This window comes from Micromonospora maris AB-18-032 (genome assembly GCF_000204155.1).
In the GTDB taxonomy this organism is placed as follows: Bacteria; Actinomycetota; Actinomycetes; order Mycobacteriales; family Micromonosporaceae; genus Micromonospora; species Micromonospora gifhornensis.
The window spans coordinates 3,617,741-3,635,438 of the sequence record NC_015434.1; the positions used below are offsets into that span (position 1 = coordinate 3,617,741).

General features: G+C 71.6%; 15 protein-coding genes, 1 tRNA gene and 1 pseudogene. 5 read left to right on the plus strand and 12 right to left on the minus strand.

Annotated features, from left to right (window positions below):
• Nucleotides 1-96: 96 nt before the first annotated feature.
• Nucleotides 97-744, plus strand: coding sequence for a hypothetical protein (locus VAB18032_RS16105; RefSeq protein WP_013733928.1), 648 nt, complete (start codon nucleotides 97-99; stop codon nucleotides 742-744).
• 8 nt (nucleotides 745-752) lie between these two features.
• Here VAB18032_RS16105 and VAB18032_RS16110 read toward each other — a convergent pair whose 3' ends face one another.
• The 9 genes and pseudogenes from VAB18032_RS16110 to VAB18032_RS16150 form a co-directional block, all read right to left on the minus strand.
• A complete protein-coding gene (locus VAB18032_RS16110; protein ID WP_013733929.1) occupies nucleotides 753-938 on the minus strand; it encodes a hypothetical protein in 186 nt (61 codons plus the stop codon).
• Nucleotides 939-1,011: 73 nt separating this feature from the next.
• Nucleotides 1,012-1,209, minus strand: coding sequence for a hypothetical protein (locus tag VAB18032_RS16115; protein WP_013733930.1), 198 nt, complete (start codon nucleotides 1,207-1,209; stop codon nucleotides 1,012-1,014).
• A gap of 51 nt (nucleotides 1,210-1,260) precedes the next feature.
• Nucleotides 1,261-3,018: a selenocysteine-specific translation elongation factor gene (selB, locus tag VAB18032_RS16120; RefSeq protein WP_013733931.1), complete on the minus strand. Its 1,758-nt coding sequence runs from the start codon at nucleotides 3,016-3,018 to the stop codon at nucleotides 1,261-1,263.
• A 2-nt stretch (nucleotides 3,019-3,020) separates the two neighbouring features.
• Nucleotides 3,021-4,325: an L-seryl-tRNA(Sec) selenium transferase gene (gene selA / locus VAB18032_RS16125; protein WP_013733932.1), complete on the minus strand. Its 1,305-nt coding sequence runs from the start codon at nucleotides 4,323-4,325 to the stop codon at nucleotides 3,021-3,023.
• Nucleotides 4,326-4,347: 22 nt separating this feature from the next.
• A tRNA-Sec gene (locus VAB18032_RS31800) sits at nucleotides 4,348-4,443 on the minus strand.
• A 59-nt stretch (nucleotides 4,444-4,502) separates the two neighbouring features.
• Entirely contained in the window at nucleotides 4,503-5,516 is a 1,014-nt protein-coding gene (nrfD, locus tag VAB18032_RS16130) for an NrfD/PsrC family molybdoenzyme membrane anchor subunit (protein WP_013733933.1), read from the minus strand.
• Nucleotides 5,513-6,430, minus strand: a complete 918-nt coding sequence (locus tag VAB18032_RS16135) for a 4Fe-4S dicluster domain-containing protein (RefSeq protein WP_013733934.1) — start codon at nucleotides 6,428-6,430, stop codon at nucleotides 5,513-5,515. Before VAB18032_RS16135 ends, nrfD begins: the two co-directional genes overlap by 4 nt.
• A 106-nt stretch (nucleotides 6,431-6,536) precedes the next feature.
• Nucleotides 6,537-9,744: pseudogene (fdh, locus tag VAB18032_RS16140) on the minus strand (formate dehydrogenase); the annotation flags it as partial.
• A 563-nt stretch (nucleotides 9,745-10,307) separates the two neighbouring features.
• Nucleotides 10,308-10,898: a hypothetical protein gene (locus tag VAB18032_RS16150; protein ID WP_013733937.1), complete on the minus strand. Its 591-nt coding sequence runs from the start codon at nucleotides 10,896-10,898 to the stop codon at nucleotides 10,308-10,310.
• Between the two features lie 777 nt (nucleotides 10,899-11,675).
• Between VAB18032_RS16150 and VAB18032_RS16155 the strand changes: the two genes are divergently transcribed.
• Both VAB18032_RS16155 and VAB18032_RS16160 read left to right on the plus strand, forming a co-directional pair.
• Entirely contained in the window at nucleotides 11,676-12,017 is a 342-nt protein-coding gene (locus tag VAB18032_RS16155; RefSeq protein WP_043720963.1) for a hypothetical protein, read from the plus strand.
• Nucleotides 12,014-12,673: a nucleotidyl transferase AbiEii/AbiGii toxin family protein gene (locus tag VAB18032_RS16160; protein WP_013733939.1), complete on the plus strand. Its 660-nt coding sequence runs from the start codon at nucleotides 12,014-12,016 to the stop codon at nucleotides 12,671-12,673. Before VAB18032_RS16155 ends, VAB18032_RS16160 begins: the two co-directional genes overlap by 4 nt.
• Nucleotides 12,674-12,808: 135 nt before the next feature.
• Here VAB18032_RS16160 and VAB18032_RS16165 read toward each other — a convergent pair whose 3' ends face one another.
• A complete protein-coding gene (locus tag VAB18032_RS16165) occupies nucleotides 12,809-13,711 on the minus strand; it encodes an SDR family oxidoreductase (RefSeq protein ID WP_013733940.1) in 903 nt (300 codons plus the stop codon).
• Nucleotides 13,712-13,869: 158 nt separating this feature from the next.
• Entirely contained in the window at nucleotides 13,870-15,003 is a 1,134-nt protein-coding gene (locus VAB18032_RS16170; RefSeq protein ID WP_043720968.1) for a geranylgeranyl reductase family protein, read from the minus strand.
• A gap of 139 nt (nucleotides 15,004-15,142) precedes the next feature.
• Between VAB18032_RS16170 and VAB18032_RS16175 the strand changes: the two genes are divergently transcribed.
• Both VAB18032_RS16175 and VAB18032_RS16180 read left to right on the plus strand, forming a co-directional pair.
• Nucleotides 15,143-15,379: a hypothetical protein gene (locus VAB18032_RS16175; protein WP_013733942.1), complete on the plus strand. Its 237-nt coding sequence runs from the start codon at nucleotides 15,143-15,145 to the stop codon at nucleotides 15,377-15,379.
• Nucleotides 15,376-16,806 (plus strand): MFS transporter, encoded by a 1,431-nt coding sequence (locus VAB18032_RS16180; protein WP_013733943.1) that lies wholly within the window; start codon nucleotides 15,376-15,378, stop codon nucleotides 16,804-16,806. Before VAB18032_RS16175 ends, VAB18032_RS16180 begins: the two co-directional genes overlap by 4 nt.
• Nucleotides 16,807-16,863: 57 nt before the next feature.
• Here the strand turns inward: VAB18032_RS16180 and VAB18032_RS16185 are convergent, their stop codons facing one another.
• Nucleotides 16,864-17,562 carry a hypothetical protein gene (locus tag VAB18032_RS16185; RefSeq protein WP_013733944.1) on the minus strand — a complete coding sequence of 233 codons (699 nt, stop codon included), beginning with the start codon at nucleotides 17,560-17,562 and terminating at the stop codon, nucleotides 16,864-16,866.
• Nucleotides 17,563-17,698: the final 136 nt, after the last annotated feature.

Consider the following 17,698-nt stretch of genomic DNA (forward strand, 5'->3'; position numbering starts at 1 on the left):
ACGTCCACGACCGGCTTACCCATCGCCGTCGACCGCATTCCGTAGCCGGGCCTGCGGCCCGGGACTGCTCAGGCGTACAGCGGGTATGTCCCGACGATGGGTGACCAACGGGCTGTCGCGCGGGCCCTGCTGACCCGCCACACGTACGCCGAGGAGGCGGGGATCTCCCTCGCCGACCGGCCCGCACCGCTGTACCAGCTGCTGGTGCTGGTGACGCTGCTCAGTACCCGGATCAGGGCACAGGTGGCGGTGGCCGCCGCCCGGGAACTGTTCGCCGCCGGATACCGCACCGCGGCGGCGATGGAGGCGGCGAGCTGGCAGCAGCGGGTCGATGCGCTCGGGCGGGGCCACTACCGCCGCTACGACGAGCGGACCGCGACGATGCTCGGCACCGGCGCCCGGCTCTGCCTGGACCGCTGGCACGGTGACCTGCGGCGGCTGCGCCGGCAGGCCGACGGCGACCAGGATCAGCTGCGCCGCCTGCTTGTCGAGTTCCCCGGCATCGGCCCCACCGGCGCGGACATCTTCCTGCGCGAGGTGCAGACGGTCTGGCCGGAACTGCGACCGTACGCCGACCGGCGCGCGGTCGCCGGGGCCAAGCGGCTCGGTCTGCCGGCCGCCACCGACCGGCTGGCCGGTCTGGTCGACGAGGGCGAGTTCGGCCGGTTGGCCTCGGCGCTGGTGCGGGTGGCGCTCGGCGAGGAGTCGGCGGGGCAGATCACCCGCAGCGTCGCCGCCGGCTGAGCGCACCGTCACTTGGCGGCGTCGCCGCCGGGTTTGGTCAGGTGCCACACCAGCAGCGACGCGAGCAACGCCAGCACCACCAACCCGCCGGAGAGCCCACTTCCCTCCTCCGGGGAGCGGCCGGTCGTCCCGAAGTAGATCACCGCCAGGCCGGCCAGCACCGCGAACAGCTTGCGGATACCTCGGTCCTTCACGCCTCGCACGGTAAAGGCACAGACCGGGCTGTTTTCGGCACTTGTCGGCAGATCCCTCGACCGGGCGACGAACTCAGTCGGTCTCCAGGTCATCGAGGGATATCTTGTGACTCATCAGCCAGCGGGCCAACGCCGACATGCCGAACAGCCACAGCGGCGCCGACTCGGTGGTGCCGTTGGTGGCGAAGATGGCGAACCGCAGATCCGGTGCCCGGTACGCCTCGATCCGCCACCGGTGCTGCCGGTCCCGCCAGACCGCGCTCGGGTCCATGCCGTCACGGTAGGCGCTGCACCGGCCCGCCGACCGACGGATGCCACCAACTCAGCGACCCACCACCATCCGGGTGTCGTCGGGCAGCCGGCGGGTGGCGCCCTGCCGGTCCAGCAGCTCCAGCAGCGGCACCGCCACCCGACGGGTGGTGTCCAGGGCCTGCCGGGCCGCGCTGAGCGTGAACGGTTGCGGCAGGGTGGCCAGCACCCGTACGGCCTGCTGCGGCGCACCCGAGGGCAGCAGCACGTTGCCGGTCAGCCGCAGCAGCACACCGGCGCGTACCGCGGCACCGATCTCACGGGTGCCCAGCCCGACGGCGGCGAGCCGGTCGGCTTCCGGGGCGCGGAACGGCCGGGTCGTCAACTCCTCGCGCAGCAGCGCCAACGCGCGGGCCACCGGCTCGGGCAGCGTGTCGGCGTCGGCGGTGCCGACCCGGCCCGCCGCCAACCGCAGCGGCGCCCGCACCAGCGCCTCCACCAGCGCCCGGTCCGGCAGGTCCAGACGCTGACGCAGCACCTCCACCGGCGCCCCGGGCTCCAGCGGATGCCGGCGGGCATGGTCGGCGACCGCGTCGGCGAGCCGGCGACCCAACTGCCGCCAGTGCTCCGGATCGGCCAACCAGCCCCCACACACCGGTGCTCCGGTCACCGGCACCCCCGCCCGACGCAGGTCGGCGGCGCGCACCAGGCCCCGGCGGCGGAGCTCGCCGGCCAGGTCGGGACGGCCGTCCATGCCCGCCAACACGGCCGCCCGGGCCGCCGCGGCACCACGGCGACGCAGCGGCGGCGGCGCGACGTCCAGCACGGTGACCCCACCGGCGACGTGATGGCGGCCGGGGTCACGCAGCAACGCCCGGTCACCGATGAGCAACGGCAACGGCCGGGCCAGCCGCAGCCGGAGGGTGTCGACTCCCAGCGGGCGTACCCGCACCGGCACCGCCGCCGACCCGACGTGCAGGGTCAGCGTCGCGGGCAGGTCGGCCGCCGGGTCACCGGCCAGCCGCACGTCGACCAGGTCGGTGCTGGCGAACCCGTCGGGGGTGAGCAGAGCGTCGCCCCGGGCGATCCGGTCCCGGGCCACCCCGCGCAGGTTGACCGCCACCCGGGCGACCGGCCCCACCTGCTCGCACGGCTGACCGAGCCGGTGCAGACCCCGTACCCGCACCGGCTCGCCGCTGCCGGCCACCACCAGTTCGGTGCCGACCCGCAGTTCACCGGCGCCCAGGGTGCCGGTGACCACGGTGCCGCTGCCGCGCATGGTGAAGCTGCGGTCGACCCAGAGCCGTACCGGGCCGTCGGTCGATGCGGTGGGCAGCCGGGCGGCCAGCCGGTCCAGCGCGGCCCGCAGCTGCGGCAGCCCGGCGCCGGTGACCGCGCTGACCGCCACCGCCTCCACGTCGCGCAGCGAGGTCGCCGCCAGGTGCGCACCGGCGTGCTCCAGGACCGGGCCCGGATCGGCCAGGTCCGCGCGGGTCACCACCAGCAGCCCGTACGCGACCCCGAGCGCGTCCAACGCGGCCAGGTGCTCCGCGGACTGCGGCATCCACCCCTCGTCGGCGGCGACCACCACCATGGCGGCGGGCACCGGACCGACACCGGCGAGCATGTTCGGTACGAACCGTTCGTGTCCCGGCACGTCGACGAACGCGACAGTGGCGCCGGAGGGCAGTGTCGTCCAGGCGAACCCGAGGTCGATGGTCATGCCCCGGCGGCGTTCCTCCGCCCACCGGTCCGGTTCCATCCCGGTCAGCGCCCGCACCAGGGTGGACTTGCCGTGGTCGACGTGCCCGGCGGTGGCCACCACCAGCATGATCAGTGCTCTCCCGGCACAGCCAGCACGGCGGCCCGTACGGTGTCGTCGGCGTGCGGCGGCACGCACCGCAGATCCAGCAGCAGCCGCCCGTGCGTGACCCGACCCAGCACCGGCGGTTCACCGGTGCGCAGCGGACGGGCGTAGTGCTCCGGCAGGCTCAACGCCCACGAGTCCAACTCCACCCCCGGAGCGCCGCCGCCACCGACGACCGCCACCGACGGCACCACCTCGACCTTGTGCCCGTCGGCCGCAATGGCCTCGCGCAGCCGCTCGGTGCGCTCCCGCAGACTCGCCGGGTCGGTGTGCAGCGCGGTCCGGGTGGGTGTGGCCGGATCACCGAGGGTCGCCGCCAGCGCGGCCAGGGTCAGTTTGTCCACCCGCAACGCCCGGGCCAGCGGATGGCGACGCAGCCGATCCACCAGTTCGGCGCGGCCGAGCAGCAGCCCGGCCTGCGGCCCACCGAGCAGCTTGTCGCCGCTGGCGGTGACCAGCGCCGCCCCGGCGGTCAGGGTGCTCGCCGCGTCCGGCTCGTCGGGCAGCAACGCATCGGGAGCAAGCAGCCCGGAGCCGATGTCGACGACCACCGGCACCCCGAGGTCGGCCAACCGTCGCACCGGCACCGCCGAGGTGAAGCCGCTGACCTGGAAGTTCGACGGGTGCACCTTCAGCACGAACCCGGTGTCCGGGCCGATCGCGTCGGCGTAGTCGGCAAGGGTGCTCCGGTTGGTGGTGCCGACCTCCCGCAGCCGCGCGCCGGTGCTGACGATCAGGTCGGGTAGCCGGAACCCGTCACCGATCTCCACCAGTTCACCTCGGCTGACCACGATCTCGGCGCCGGCGGCCAACACGGTGGCCGCCAGGACCAGGGCGGCGGCACCGTTGTTCACCACGTGCACCGCCTCGGCCTGCGGCACGGCGGCGGCGAGGGCGTCCAACGCGTCACGGCCACGGCGGGCCCGCCGCCCGGTCTGAAGGTCCAGTTCGACGTCGGTGTGCCCGGCGGCAGCGACCATCGCGGTCACCGCCGCGTCCGACAACGCGGCCCGACCCAGGTTGGTGTGCAGCACCACCCCGGTGGCGTTGAGCACGGCACGTGGCGCCGCCGGCGGCAACGCGGCGAGGGCGGCGTCGCGTACCTGATCGGGGTCGATCTCGCCGCGGCGGGCCCGGTCCTGGGCCTGCCGCACGGCGGCCTTCACCCGGTCCCGGCCCAGGCCGACGACGGCCGCGGCCAACCGGGGCTCGGCCAGCAGCGCGTCGGTGCGCGGCACCCGACGCCGCGGGTCGGCGCAACCGTCGCCCATCGGGTCATCTCCTCGGCAGCGTTGGCGGAGACGGACGGGAATCGAACCCGCCTGGCCCGGGTCCCGGACCACACCGGTTTTGAAGACCGGGAGGGGCACCAGCCACCTGAACGCCTCCACCCAGCATTTGATCACAGCCAGCTGGTGATCAGGCCGGGAGGTGGCCGAACGCTGACGCTACGGGATGTCGGCGGCGCGCCGCCGCGCGAGCCGCTCCCGCTGCGGCAGCACCGTGTACCGGGGGTCGCGGGCGGAGGCGACACCGGCGCGGAACACCCCGAACCGGGTGGCCACCGACGCGGCCAGCAACGCCGCACCGGACAACGCCGCCACCACCCGGCTGCGACCACCCAGCACCGCACCGGCCACCCCGACGGCGGTCAACGCCCGCCCGGCCCGCAACAGCTGACCGGCGCGACCGGTCCGGTACGGCTCGCTGAGCAACCCGAGCCGGCTCTCCACCTGATGCGCGCCGTACAACTCCAGCGCGGCACCCGCCACCGCCATCCGCCGGGCCGGCCCCGCCTGCGCCGGTGGCACGGCGATCAGACCCACCCCGGCGCCGCTGGCCAACGCGCTGCCCGCGAACACCACAGGCAGATAGGGGTACGCCTCATGCCACGACGGCACGGCCGTGTCGGCCAGCAACACCCCCGTGTACGTGCCCAGGGCCGGTGCGGTCGCCGCCGCCGCCAGCCCGGCCACCCGCCCGACCGGCGGCAACACCCGGCGGGCCAGCCCCAGCGGACCCCGACGCGGCAGCAGGGGCGCCGCCTCGGCGACGGCAGCCAGCCCGGCGGCCGGCCCGTAGGCGGCGAGGATCCAGGTGCCCACCGACATCGGGGAGGTCGGCTTGGCCACCCGCAGCATGTGGTGGAACCGCTCCGGCCGACCCAGATCCTTCACCAGCAGCCCGGCGCTGGCGGTGACGGCAGCCAACGCGGCGACCCGCCCGGCACGCCGCATCGCCGGCCGGCCGGTCAACTGCCCACCGGCGGCCAGCAGCGACGAACCGGCAGCCACCCCGCCGGTGAACAGGTAGGCGGCGATCTCCCAGGTCCACACCGGCGGCTTGAGGATGGGCCGCCCGTAGTAGGAGCTGAACTCCGCCGGCGGCACCGTCAACCCGGCGTCCCGCCGCTGGCGGGACCGGCGGAACCGCTCCCCCACCGGCGGTTGCTGACTGTTCACCGTTTTCCTCCGAGGAACGCGACGACCGCGCCCGCCGCCATGGCCAGCGCCGCCACCCCCGCACGTTTCCACATCTTCGGCAGGTCGTGGGTGGGCACCTGCGGGTCGGGCGGCAGACCGTACACCTCCGGCTCGTCGAGCAGGAGGAAGAACGCGCCGTCACCACCGACGCCGTCGCTGGGGTCGTGGCCGTAGAGCCGGGCCTCGGGCACCCCCCGCTCGTGCAGGGTGGCGACCCGGGCGGCGGCCCGCTCCCGCAACTCGTCGAGGGGGCCGTACTGGATCGACTCGGTGGGGCAGGCCTGCGCGCAGGCCGGGGTCAGGCCCGCGCCGATCCGGTCGTAGCACAGGGTGCACTTCCACACCCGGCCGTCGTCGACCCGCCGGTCGATGACCCCGTACGGGCAGGCCGACACGCAGTAGCCGCAGCCGTTGCAGATGTCCTCCTGCACCACCACGGTGCCGAACTCGGTGCGGAACAGCGCCCCGGTCGGGCAGACGTCCAGGCAACCGGCCCGGGTGCAGTGCTTGCACACGTCCGACATCATCAGCCAGCGGAAATCGCTGCGCCCCTCGGCCGTGCCGGTACGCCCCGGCGGCCCGGACTGCGGCATCCCCAGGAACTGGGTGGTGGTGTCGGTCTGCTCCGGTGCGGCGGCCGGCCGGGGTTGCTCGATGAACGCGACGTGCCGCCACGAGTTCGCGGTCAACGCCCCGGTGTTGTCGTACGACATGCCGAGCAGGTCCAGCCCGGAGGTGGGTACGCCGTTCCACTCCTTGCAGGCCACCTCGCACGCCTTGCAGCCGATGCAGACGCTGGTGTCGGTGAAGAACCCCATCCGTGGCGGCGCGTCGACCCAACCGGCACCCGTCGCCGGGTCCCGTGGCGTCGACCGGTCATCCGTGTCGACCATCACCGGTCCCCTCTTTCGTCAGCGCCGGTCTCCCGCTCGCCCGTTGCCTCGCCAGGTTTGTCGACCGGTACACCGGGGGTGACCGCCGGCGGCACCGCACCCGCCACGATGCCGGCCCGGGTGCGGTAATCGTCCACCAGGTCCCGCAACGCCGGCCCGGTGGGGCGGCGACCCGGCCGCACGTCACAGGTGCCGATCTTGCTCTCCTGGATCAGCACGTTCGGATCCAGGGTGATGCCGAACAGGTCGTTGGCCGAGTCGCCGGTGACCAACCCCTCGAACCCGAAGTGGTACGGCAACCACAGCTGGTGAATCACCCGACCGTCCACCCGCAACGGCACCAGCCGGTCGGTGACCAGCACCTTCGCCTCGATCACCGCGCGGGCGCTGATCAGATGCGCCCAGCCGAGATGAGTCAGCCCGGCCACCGCCGCCAACGCCGGGGACACCTCGACGAACATCTCCGGCTGCAACTCCGCCAACGGCGCCACCGTACGGCTCATCCCGCCGGCGGTGTGATGCTCGGTCAACCGGCTGACCGTGAACACGTACGGGAACACCTGACTGTGTTCCTGCGGCGGACTCGGATTGATCGAGTTCACCGGATGCCGGTACGTCTTGCGGGTCGGGTTGCCCTGCTGACCGTAGAACGAGTTGCGCACCGGCGACTCGGCCGGCTCGTAGTGCGTGGGCAGCGGGCCGTCGACCACGCCACTGGGCGCGAACAACCAGCCCTTGCCGTCGGACTGCATGACGAACGGGTCGTCGCCGGCCAACGCGGCCGGACCCGTGGCGCCCTCCGGCGGCCGGTACGTCGGCGCCTTCGTCACCTCGAAATCCGGCACGTCGTAACCGGTCCACCGGCCCGCCGACTCGTCCCACCACACATACCGCTTACGTTCGCTCCACGGCCGGCCCTGCGGATCGGCCGACGCCCGGTTGTAGAGCATGCGCCGGTTCGCCGGCCACGCCCAACCCCACTCGGCCGCCACCCAGTCCTGCTCGCGACCGGGCCGCCGACGCGCCGCCTGGTTCACCCCGTCGGCGTACACCCCGGCGTAGATCCAACAGCCCACCGCGGTCGTACCGTCGTCACGGGCCTCGGCGAAACCGGCGAGCGGACGGCCGGTCGCCACCTCGTACCCGTTGATCTCCCGCAGCACCGCCTCGGCGTCCGGCTCGTCGTGCGGACCGTGCGTGGGATAGTCCCAGGCCAGGTCCAGCAGCGCCCGGTCGCGCGGCAACGACGACCCGGCCAACTTCTCCCGCAGCCTGCGGCCCAGGTGGTAGAAGAACCACAACTCCGAACGGGCGTCACCCGGCGGGTCGACGGCCTTCTCCCGCCACTGCACCAACCGCTGCGTCTGGGTGAAGGTGCCCTCCTTCTCCACATGCGAGGCCGCCGGCAGGAAGAACACCTCGGTACGACACTCCTGCGGCACGATCTCCCCGGTGGCCACCTCGGGGCCACGCTGCCAGAACGTCGCGCTTTCGATCATGAACAGGTCCCGGACCACCAGCCAGTCCAGGTTCGCCATGCCGAGCCGCTGCGCCCGACCGTGCGCCGAACCGACCGCCGGGTTCTGACCGAGCAGGAAATAGCCCTTGATCTTCCCGTCGATCATGTCGAGGACCTGCTGATAGGTCCCGTGGTCACCGGTCATCCGAGGCAGGTAGCCGTAGCAGAAGTCGTTGTCCGGGGTCGCCGCGTCCCCCCAGTACGCCTTGAGCAGACTCGCCGCGTACGCCCGCGCGTTGCCCCAGAAACCCTTCTGCCCCGGGTGCCGGATCGCGTCCACCCAGTCGTCGAAGGTCGGATGCTGGGCGTGATGCGGCATCGGCAGATAGCCCGGCAGCAGGTTGAACAGCGTCGGAATGTCGGTGGACCCCTGGATGCTGGCATGCCCACGCAGCGCCAACACCCCACCACCGGGGCGACCCACGTTACCCAGCAACAACTGGATGATCGCGCCGGTACGGATGTACTGCACCCCGACGCTGTGCTGCGTCCACCCCACCGAGTAGATCAGGCAACCGGTCCGCTCCCGACCCGAATTCTGCGTCCATGCACGGGCCAGCTCCAGGAACTTCTCCCGCGGCAGACCACACACCCGCTCCACCATCTCCGGCGTGTAGCGGGCGAAGTGCCGCTTGAGGATCTGGTACACGCAGCGCGGATGCTGCAGCGTCTCGTCCCGCTCGACCTGCCCGGCGATCGGCGCACCATGCGACTCGTGCCGCAACCCGGCGGCCGTCTCCCGCTCCATCGCCGTGTGACCGCTGCCGGAATCCCGCTCGTGCCCGGCGTACTGCCAGCTGTCCTGCACGTAGCTGCCGGTCGCCGGATCGAACCCGGAGAACAGCCCGTCGGCGTCCTCGGCGTCGACATAATCCTCGCTGACGATCGTCGCCGCGTTGGTGTACGCCAGCACGTACTCCCGGAAGTCCAACTCGTTGCTCAGGATGTAGTTGACCACCCCACCGAGCAACGCGATGTCCGAGCCCGCCCGGATCGGCAGGTACGTGTCAGCCGACGCGCTGGTCCGGGTGAACCGGGGATCGACATGGAACACCTTCGCCCCACGCTTACGCGCCTCCATCACCCACTGGAAGCCCACCGGGTGGGCCTCGGCCATGTTCGACCCCTGGATGACGATGACGTCAGCGTTCGCCACGTCCTGTTGGAAAACCGTCGCGCCGCCGCGACCGAAGCTGGCCCCCAGACCGGGGACGGTGGCGGAGTGTCAAATCCGCGCCTGGTTCTCGATCTGAAGTGCCCCCATCGCGGTGAACAACTTCTTGATGAGGTAGTTCTCCTCGTTGTCCAGCGTCGCCCCGCCGAGGCTGGAGATGCCCAACGTACGGTTCAGCGGACGACCCTCGGCGTCGACGTCCTCCCAGGTCTCGGCACGCGCGGCGAGAATCCGGTCGGCGATCATGTCCAGCGCCGTGTCGAGGTCCAGGTCCTCCCACTCGGTGGCGTACGGCCGCCGGTACCGCACCGTCGTCTGCCGCAGCGGACTGGTAACCAGACTCTTGCTCGCCGACCCCTTCGGGCAGAGCCTGCCCCGGGAGATGGGGCTGTCCGGGTCGCCCTCGATCTGGGTCACCCGGTTGTCGGAGACGAAGACCCGCTGCCCACAACCGACCGCACAGTACGGGCAGACGGACCGGGCCACCCGGTCGGCGTCCTCGGTGCGCGCAGTGAGCCCGGCCGAACGAGCGGACTGCGCCGCCGCGCCCCGGCCCAGCGGATCGGTGCCCGTGAGCTGCCGGTACACCGGCCAGCCCAGCAACACGTCCCGCAGCCCCACGCTCGTCAACCTCCGCCCTTGATCCTTCGCCTCTGACCTTAGGGCAGCCGGGCGCAGTCGGACAGCCGGGCCGACAGAACTCGGGAAACAGCACACCGCCCCCGGCCCGTTGACGGGGCCGGGGGCGGCGCGTGGGTGTCGGTGTGCAGGTCGCCTCTCGGCGAGTGGCGCGACGCGGCTCCAGCCGGACGGTATTCCGCGACGGCAAATTAGGTGAGGCCCGGGGACACTGGATCACACCGACGCTCGGTACAACCGACCCACGCCCGTTCTTGTTCCCACTTGCTGTCGGCTCACTCCCACTGGTTTTCCGGGTTCTTGGGTGGTTGCGGTGGGGGGTTGGGGCGGCCGTGCCCGGCTTCGGGCGGTCAGGCTTGATCCGTACGTCGGGCACGGTCGCCCCAACCCGACCCGGTCGACCTTCGTCCATCCCGTCGGCATCCGCTTTCGGCGGCCCCGTGGGTGTTGTCGGGGTAGGTGGGTAGACGCCATGTGGCCGGCACCCAGGTTCGGGTGCCGGCCACATGGTTTCTTGCTCCCTCTGTGGAGGAATGTCTTTGGGGTCAGCTGTTCCAGTACTTGGCGACCAGGTCAGCGGCCTGCTGCTCCCACTGGGCGTAGTGATCCGGGTACGCCGACACCTGCACCGTCTGCGCGGCCCTGGTCAACGGCATGTCCTGCCAACCGTCAACCTGCTTGAGGCCCTTCAGGAAGGCGGTCGTGGAGTACTCGGGGTCGGTGATCTGCTCCACCGTGCCCCAGCCGCTGGACGGACGCTGCTGGAACAAGCCCTGGGAGTCGTGGTCGTTACGGTCACCCAGGTGGCCGAGGTTCTCCAACTTCGACTCCTGCAACGCGGTGGCGATGGAGACGACCGCGGCACGCTCGTCCATGCCGGCCTTCTTCGTGGCGGCGATGATCGCCTTCGTGTTCGCGACCTGCTCATCGTTCAGATCGATACGCGACTGCGCACCCTGCACACCATGCGGGATCAACTTGCCCGCATCCGGCTTGTCAGCCTGCACCACGGCGGCGACGGGGGTGGTCTTCACCTCGGTGGTGTCGGCGTGGACGGCCACCGGGCCGGCGAACACGCCACCGGCGAAAGCCAGACCAGCAACACCGAGCATGCTCTTACGGAAGATCGAGTTCATGACCAAGCTCCATTCGGGGGTAGACACACACCACGGGGGACGGGTGCATGCAAACGCCGTCAGGCGCTCAAAAAGGGGGGAAGGTTCACCGGCTCACACGCGGGGCGGGGACCCATCGCGGGGCCCCGGGGGGGGGGGGGGGACACCTTCGCGGCGCCGGGACCATGTACAACGACCGACCACCCACCATCATTCCCGGGGGCCGGGCCAACCACGGAGCCATCTGGCCTGCTCCGGAAGCCTCCATCAGCCGGTCAGACATGCACAACGACCCGCCGGCCACCACCATTCCCGAGGGCTGACCATCCACCTCCCGGAGGTCGGCCACTCACGGAGCCATCCGCTCGGCACCGCAGCCTTCGTCAGCCGGTCAGGTAAGCCCAACCGTCCGCCGGCCGCTATCACTCCCCGGACGCTCTCGCGCCAGCCCGGACATACCACGCACCGCCCGCACTTCCGGCGACCGCAAGGGCGGAGGCAGGCGGCGACGGCGACGCACCGTTACGCCGACACGGCGGGATCCAGCTCGGTGGGATTCCGCCATTTCGCCGAAACGGTGTCGATCATCGCGCGCCGGGGCACGCCCCAACGGCATCCCTGCGCGGACCGTCATTACACGGCCCTCACCGTTACGCCGAAACGGCGGGATTCTGGGCGGCGGGAAAGCGCCGTTTCGGCGTAACGGGCTTGTTCACGGTGCTCGTGGGGTGGGTGGGATTTGGTGGGGGTGGGTTGGGGAGAGTCCGGTTCTGGGGGGTGTGGGGTTACCCTGGCAGGATGCAGGCCGTCTACGGAGTGACGACCGGCGTGGCGCACCTCGCCCGGCCGGGGCGGCCCGCCGTGGTGGCCCGGACGTTGAGCGAGCTGCGTGGGCCCACCCGTGGGGTGGTGGAGCTGCCGGTACGACTGATGTGGTGCAGCGACCGCGCGTTCGACCTGGCCGACCCCGACCAGCTGCTCTGGATGTACGAGAACGTGCTGCGGGAAACCACCAGCGTCGACGATCTGCGTCGGTTGGTCAACGGGCGGACCCTGCCGCGGGTGTGGCGCCTGCTGAACCTGCCCCGGGGCGTACGCACCGCCTGGGAGAGCCGGCACCGGGGTCTGCGGTCGGCGTGATCACGCCGCATCCGCACGACTTCTACCGCGAGGTGGCCCGGGTCGCGTTGACCGTGGCCGGGCCGTACCGGTTCGTGCTCGGCGGTGGTGTCGCGTGGGCCGCGCACGGGCTGGTGACCCGCCCTACCGAGGACGTCGATCTCTTCGCCGACGTGGAGGGGGCCGCCGCCGCGGCAGCCGCCGACGTACGCGACGCCCTGCGGGCGGCCGGGTTCGAGGTGACCGACGCAGACCCGGACAGCGACCTCGGCGACCTCTTCGACGGCTTCCACGCGGACATGCGGGACTTCGTGGTCGCCCGGGACGGCCGGCGGATCCGGCTCAGTCTGGCCCGCCTCGACCGGCACCGCAGCCCGGTGGTGATGGACTTCGGGCCGGTGATGGACGTCCGCGACCTGATCGCCAACAAGACCGCCGCCCTGGTCAACCGGCGCGAGGTACGCGACTACATCGACGTGGCCGCCGCCCTGGCCGACCGGTCGGTGGCCGAACTGCTGGAGCTGGCCCGGCAGCTCGATCCCGCCTTGGACGACGAGGATGTCCGCGCCGCCGGCCGCTACCTCGACCGGATCCCCGACCGACGCTTCGCCCGCTACGGCCTCGACACTGCCGACATCACCCGAGTCCGTCGGCAACTGGCAACCTGGCCCCGCTGACCACAGGCTGACCAGGAACGCTGCACCCCGCCGGCAACGAACGGCGTGCCCCCGCCAACAAACCCTTCAATCGCAGGCGTTAACAAGGGGCCCCTCCTCTACCGCAGGCGTTAACAAGGGGCCCCTCCTTGCAGGTCATTTGGTGAAGCGGCCGCCGGTGACGCCGAGCACTTCGCCGGTGATGAAGCTCGACTCCTGCGAGGCGAAGAAGACGTACGCGGGCGCCAGTTCGGCGGGCTGGCCGGGGCGGCCGACCGGGGTGTCCGTACCGAACTGTTCGACCTTCTTCTCCGGCATGGTCGCCGGGATCAGAGGGGTCCAGATCGGGCCGGGGGCGACCGCGTTCACCCGGATGCCCTTGTCGACCAGGTCTGCGGCGAGGGACTTGGTGAAGTTCGCGATCCCCGCCTTGGTGGTGGCGTAGTCGAGCAGCTGCGGCGACGGGTCGAACGCCTGGATCGACGAGGTGTTGATGATCGCCGAACCCTCCTCCAGGTGCGGCAGGGCCGCCTTGCACAGCCAGAACATCGCGTACAGGTTGGTCTTGAGCACCCGGTCGAACTGTTCGGTGCTGATCCCGGCGATGCCCTTGTCCTGCGCCATCTGGTAGGCGGCGTTGTTCACCAGGATGTCGATGCCGCCCAGGTCGGACAGGGCCCGGTCGATCAGCCCTTGGCAGGTGCTCTCGTCGGTGATGTCGCCGCGCACCGCGACGCCCTTGCGGCCGGCGGCCTCGATGAGCCGTACGGTGTCCTGCGCGTCGGCGTCCTCCTCCTCGCTCAGGTAGGAGATGAGCACGTCGGCGCCCTCACGGGCGAAGGCGATCGCCACCGCCCGACCGATGCCGGAGTCACCTCCGGTGATCACCGCCTTCTTGCCGTCGAGTTTGCCGCTGCCGGAGTACGTCTCCTCGCCGTGGTCGGGCTTTGGGTTCATCTCCCCCGTACGCCCCGGTGGCGTCTGCTGCTGGGCCGGCTGTCCCGACTGCTGGCCGTACTGCTCGGTGGGGTCCTGCTGGGTGTGCTGGTCCTGGCTCACGGGGGTCTCCTCGTGCGGGTCGTTGGGATCCGGTCCCGGATGGCCCTACCCCCACCGGCGGCGCGGAAACGGCCGACCGTGCCGTGGATCATCACCGCTGAGGCATCCTAGGATCCTGGGTGACAGGAACGGCGATGGGTGTCGACGGGCGATCAGTGTCAACGCTGGTGCGGCAGCCGGGCGGCCAGCGCCAGGGCGGTGCGGACGGGCAGCGCCTCGACCAGTTGACCGAAGTCGGACCGGCCCAGGCAGAACCGGGTGAACGCCCGCCAGCCGGGCGGCGTGCCCAACGCCAGGTGGAAGAACTCCGGTCGCTGGGCGAAGACCTCCCGCAGCCGGTGCCCGGCCCGGATGGCCGGCATGAGCCGCTGCTGCACCGCGCTTTCGTAGCCGGTCAGATCGGCGGCGGCGACCGCCTCACCCGCCAGTTCCCCGGAACGCAACGCGAAGCTGATCCCCTCCCGGCTCCACGGTTCCAACAGGCCGGCGGCATCCCCGGCGACCAGGACCCGGCCCCGGCGCAACGGTGAGTCCTCGGCGCGGCAGCGGGTCAGGTGCCCGGTGTCGTGCACCGGTGACACCCCGGCCAGGCCCAGTCGGTCGACAAAACGGCGCAGATACTCCCGGGTGCGCTCCCCGTCGCCCCGACCGGCGATCACCCCGACGCTGAGCCGGTCGGCTTTGGGAAACACCCAGGCGTACGAGCCGGGCAGCGGGCCCCAGTCGAGCAGCATCCGACGCCGCCACCGGGCCTGCTGCTGCGGTGACACCGGCAATTCCAGTTCCAACCCCAGATCCACCTGCCGGTAACGCACCCCGACGTGGCGGGCGCTGACCCCTGACGAGCCGTCCGCACCGACGACAGTCCGCGCCAGGACCGTGGCATCGTCGGCCAGCCGCAGGCGTACGCCGTCGGGGGTCTGATCCACGGCACGGACCGTGACCCGCTCGCGGACCTCGGCCCCGGCGGCCACTGCGGCGGCGCGCAGCCGGTCGTCGAACTCGTCGCGACGCACCATCCGCACCAGCGCACCGGGCCGGTGCCGTCGGGTGAACGAACGACGCCCGTCCAAAGTGAAGGTGACCTCATCGACCGCGTCGTGCACGGGCACGTCGATGCGGGTGGCGACGGCCGCGAACGAGATGCCGGTCAACCCGCCGCCGCAGGTCTTGTAACGCGGGTGCGCGGCGCGTTCGAGGACCAGCGTGCGGACGCCGCGCCGGGCGGCGGCGAAAGCGGCCGACAGGCCGGCCGGCCCACCGCCGATCACTGCGAGTTCCCAGACGGTCACCGCAGCAGCGTAGAGCAGGGTGGGCCACCACGCGGGGACGCCGATCCACGCGCCGTCGCCGGTGCATTTTCGGCCTCGCAGGGGGTAACCGCGCGGCGCAGACCGCCTGGGTGGGCGGGTGGAGCGTGAGGAGGGCACCATGCAGCAGGTGCAGCTGTCGGACGTCGAGGTGCGGGTGTACGACGCGGTGGCGGCGCTGGAGGCACGCGGACAGGTCCCGTACCCGGACTCGATCGCCCAGGAGTGCGGACTGACCGAGGAGCAGTTGCAGACGCCACTGCACCTGCTCACCGAGAAGAACCTGCTGCACCGGGAGGACTCCCCGATGGCCGGGCTGGACTTCGGTCCCCGGTTCTGCGCGCAGCAACTGGCGTGACGGACGCCGCCCGAGCGGCACCCGAGTCCTACGACGGGCGACGACGGTGGCAGGCCCTCGGCGTCGGGTTGGTCGCGGCGTTCATGACGCTGCTGGACATCAGCATCGTCAACGTGGCCATCCCGTCGCTGGACCGGGGGTTGGACGCCAGCCCGGCCGACCTTCAGTGGGTGCTGTCCGGGTACGCGTTGGCCTTCGGGTTGGTGCTGGTGCCCGCCGGTCGCTTCGGTGACGTGCACGGCCGCCGCAACGCCTTCGTCTTCGGCATCGCGCTGTTCACGGCGACCAGCGCAGTGGCCGGCCTGGCCCAGTCCGCCACCTGGCTGGTCCTCGCCCGGCTCCTCCAGGGCGCCGCCGCCGGGCTGGTGAATCCGCAGGTGACCGGGATGATCCAGCAGCTTTTCCAGGGTCCGGAACGGGCTCGACCTTTCGGCCTGCTCGGTGCCACCATCGGCATCTCCACCGCGATCGGTCCGCTGCTCGGCGGCGTGCTGATCGCCGCGGGCGGCCCGGAACACGGCTGGCGGTGGGTCTTCTTCGTCAACGTCCCGGTGGGGATCGTCGCGATGGTCCTCGGCTGGCGGCTGATCCCGCATCGGCCGGTGGGTCAGACCGTCCGCCGCCGCGCGGACCCGGTGGGTGTCCTGCTGCTCGGCGTGGGTGTGACGCTGCTGCTGCTGCCGATGGTGCAACGGGAGCAGTGGCACGGCCCGGCCAAGTGGCTGCTGCTGCCCGCCGGCCTGATCACGCTTGTCGGCTTCACGTTCTGGGAGCGGCGGTACGCCCGGCGGGGTCCCCCGCTGTTCGACGTGGGCCTGTTCCGGGTCCAGTCGTACGCCCTCGGCGCGCTGATCGCCCTGAGCTACTTCGGCGGCTTCACCGCGATCTTCTTCATCTTCACCCTCTATCTCCAGACCGGGCTCGGCTACAGCGCCCTCGTCGCCGGTCTGGCCATCACCCCGTTCGCGCTCGGCTCGGCCGTCGCGTCGGCGATCGGTGGTCGGATCGTCAACCGGTTCGGTCGGCCGCTGGTCGCCGCCGGGCTGCTCGCCGTGGTGGTCGGGCTCGGTCTGGTCGCGTTGGCCATCGAGGTGGCGCCGCACGCGCCGGTGCCGTGGGTGACCGCCGCTCCCCTGCTGCTCGCCGGGATCGGCAGCGGTCTGGTGATCGCCCCGAACCAGACGTTGACCCTCTCCGAGGTGCCGGTGCCGCAGGCGGGCAGCGGCGCGGGGATGCTGCAGACCGGTCAACGCATCGGCTCGGCGGCCGGCATCGCCGCCGTGGGCGCGGTCTTCTTCTCGGCCGTGGGCAGCGACAACGACTGGTCGAAGGCGTTCGAGCAGTCGCTGCTGGTGTCGGCCGGGATCATCGCGTTGGCCCTGCTGGTCGCCCTCGTCGACATCTTCCGCCACCGCCGGCACGCCTGAGGCTACGGTGTGGGTGACGCGAAGCGGCCGGCCCCGTGGGGCCGGCCGCTTCGGAACTCACCAGAGCTGGGAGACGATGTCCGCCGCCTGCTCCTCCCACTGCGCGTAGTGGAACGGGTAGGCCGACACCTGCACCGTCTGCGCCGCGGCGGTCAACGGCATGTCACGCCACCCGTTGACGTTCTTCAACGCCTGGAAGAAGGCGTTCGAGGAGTACTCGGGATCGGTGATCTGCGCTTCGGTGCCCCAGCCGCTGGACGGACGCTGCTGGAACAGCCCCTGCGAGTCGTGGTCGTTGTACGCCCCCAGGTGGCCGAGGTTGTACAGCTTCGACTCCTGCAACGCGGTGGCGATGCCGATCACCGCGCCCCGCTCGCCGACGCCGGTCTTCTTGGCCACCTCGATGATGGTCTTGGCGTTCTCCCGCTGGGCGCCGTCCAGCGGCACACGCGACTGCGCGCCCTGGACGCCGTGCGGGATCAACTCCCCACGGCTCGGCTTGCCGGCGGACGGCTTGTCGGTACGGCCACCGGTGGTCAGCGCCGACTCGACAGTCGTGCCGGTGGTCTCCCGACCGGTGGCCTTGTCGATCGCGGCCACGGCACCCTCGTGCGGGCCGGTGGTGAGCGGTGCGGCGACGGCCGTCGGGCCGAAGGCCAGCCCGGCGAGGGCGGTGACGCCCACCACGCTCAGCGTGGTCTTGCGATTCGGGTTCGTCGCGATGGCCGGGAGCCATCGAGTGAAGTCGAACTTCACGATGGTTGCCCTTTCGATCGTTACGAGCCGCTCGGGGTTGAGCCGCTCTCGGGGGACGATCGCCGGCAGGGGTTTGGATGCCAGCGTCTCGGGGGACACAACCCGGCCGACGTGTCGGGCATTTCCAGAAATAGCC

Excerpts from the sequence above, each read along its gene's own strand:
- VAB18032_RS16105 (WP_013733928.1), top strand. The coding sequence starts at position 97 with ATGGGTGACCAACGGGCTGTCGCGCGGGCCCTGCTGACCCGCCACACG.
- VAB18032_RS16115 (WP_013733930.1), bottom strand. The coding sequence starts at position 1,209 with ATGGACCCGAGCGCGGTCTGGCGGGACCGGCAGCACCGGTGGCGGATC.
- selB (WP_013733931.1), bottom strand. The coding sequence starts at position 3,018 with ATGCTGGTGGTGGCCACCGCCGGGCACGTCGACCACGGCAAGTCCACC.
- selA (WP_013733932.1), bottom strand. The coding sequence starts at position 4,325 with ATGGGCGACGGTTGCGCCGACCCGCGGCGTCGGGTGCCGCGCACCGAC.
- VAB18032_RS16135 (WP_013733934.1), bottom strand. The coding sequence starts at position 6,430 with ATGGTCGACACGGATGACCGGTCGACGCCACGGGACCCGGCGACGGGT.
- VAB18032_RS16150 (WP_013733937.1), bottom strand. The coding sequence starts at position 10,898 with ATGAACTCGATCTTCCGTAAGAGCATGCTCGGTGTTGCTGGTCTGGCT.
- VAB18032_RS16155 (WP_043720963.1), top strand. The coding sequence starts at position 11,676 with ATGCAGGCCGTCTACGGAGTGACGACCGGCGTGGCGCACCTCGCCCGG.
- VAB18032_RS16175 (WP_013733942.1), top strand. The coding sequence starts at position 15,143 with ATGCAGCAGGTGCAGCTGTCGGACGTCGAGGTGCGGGTGTACGACGCG.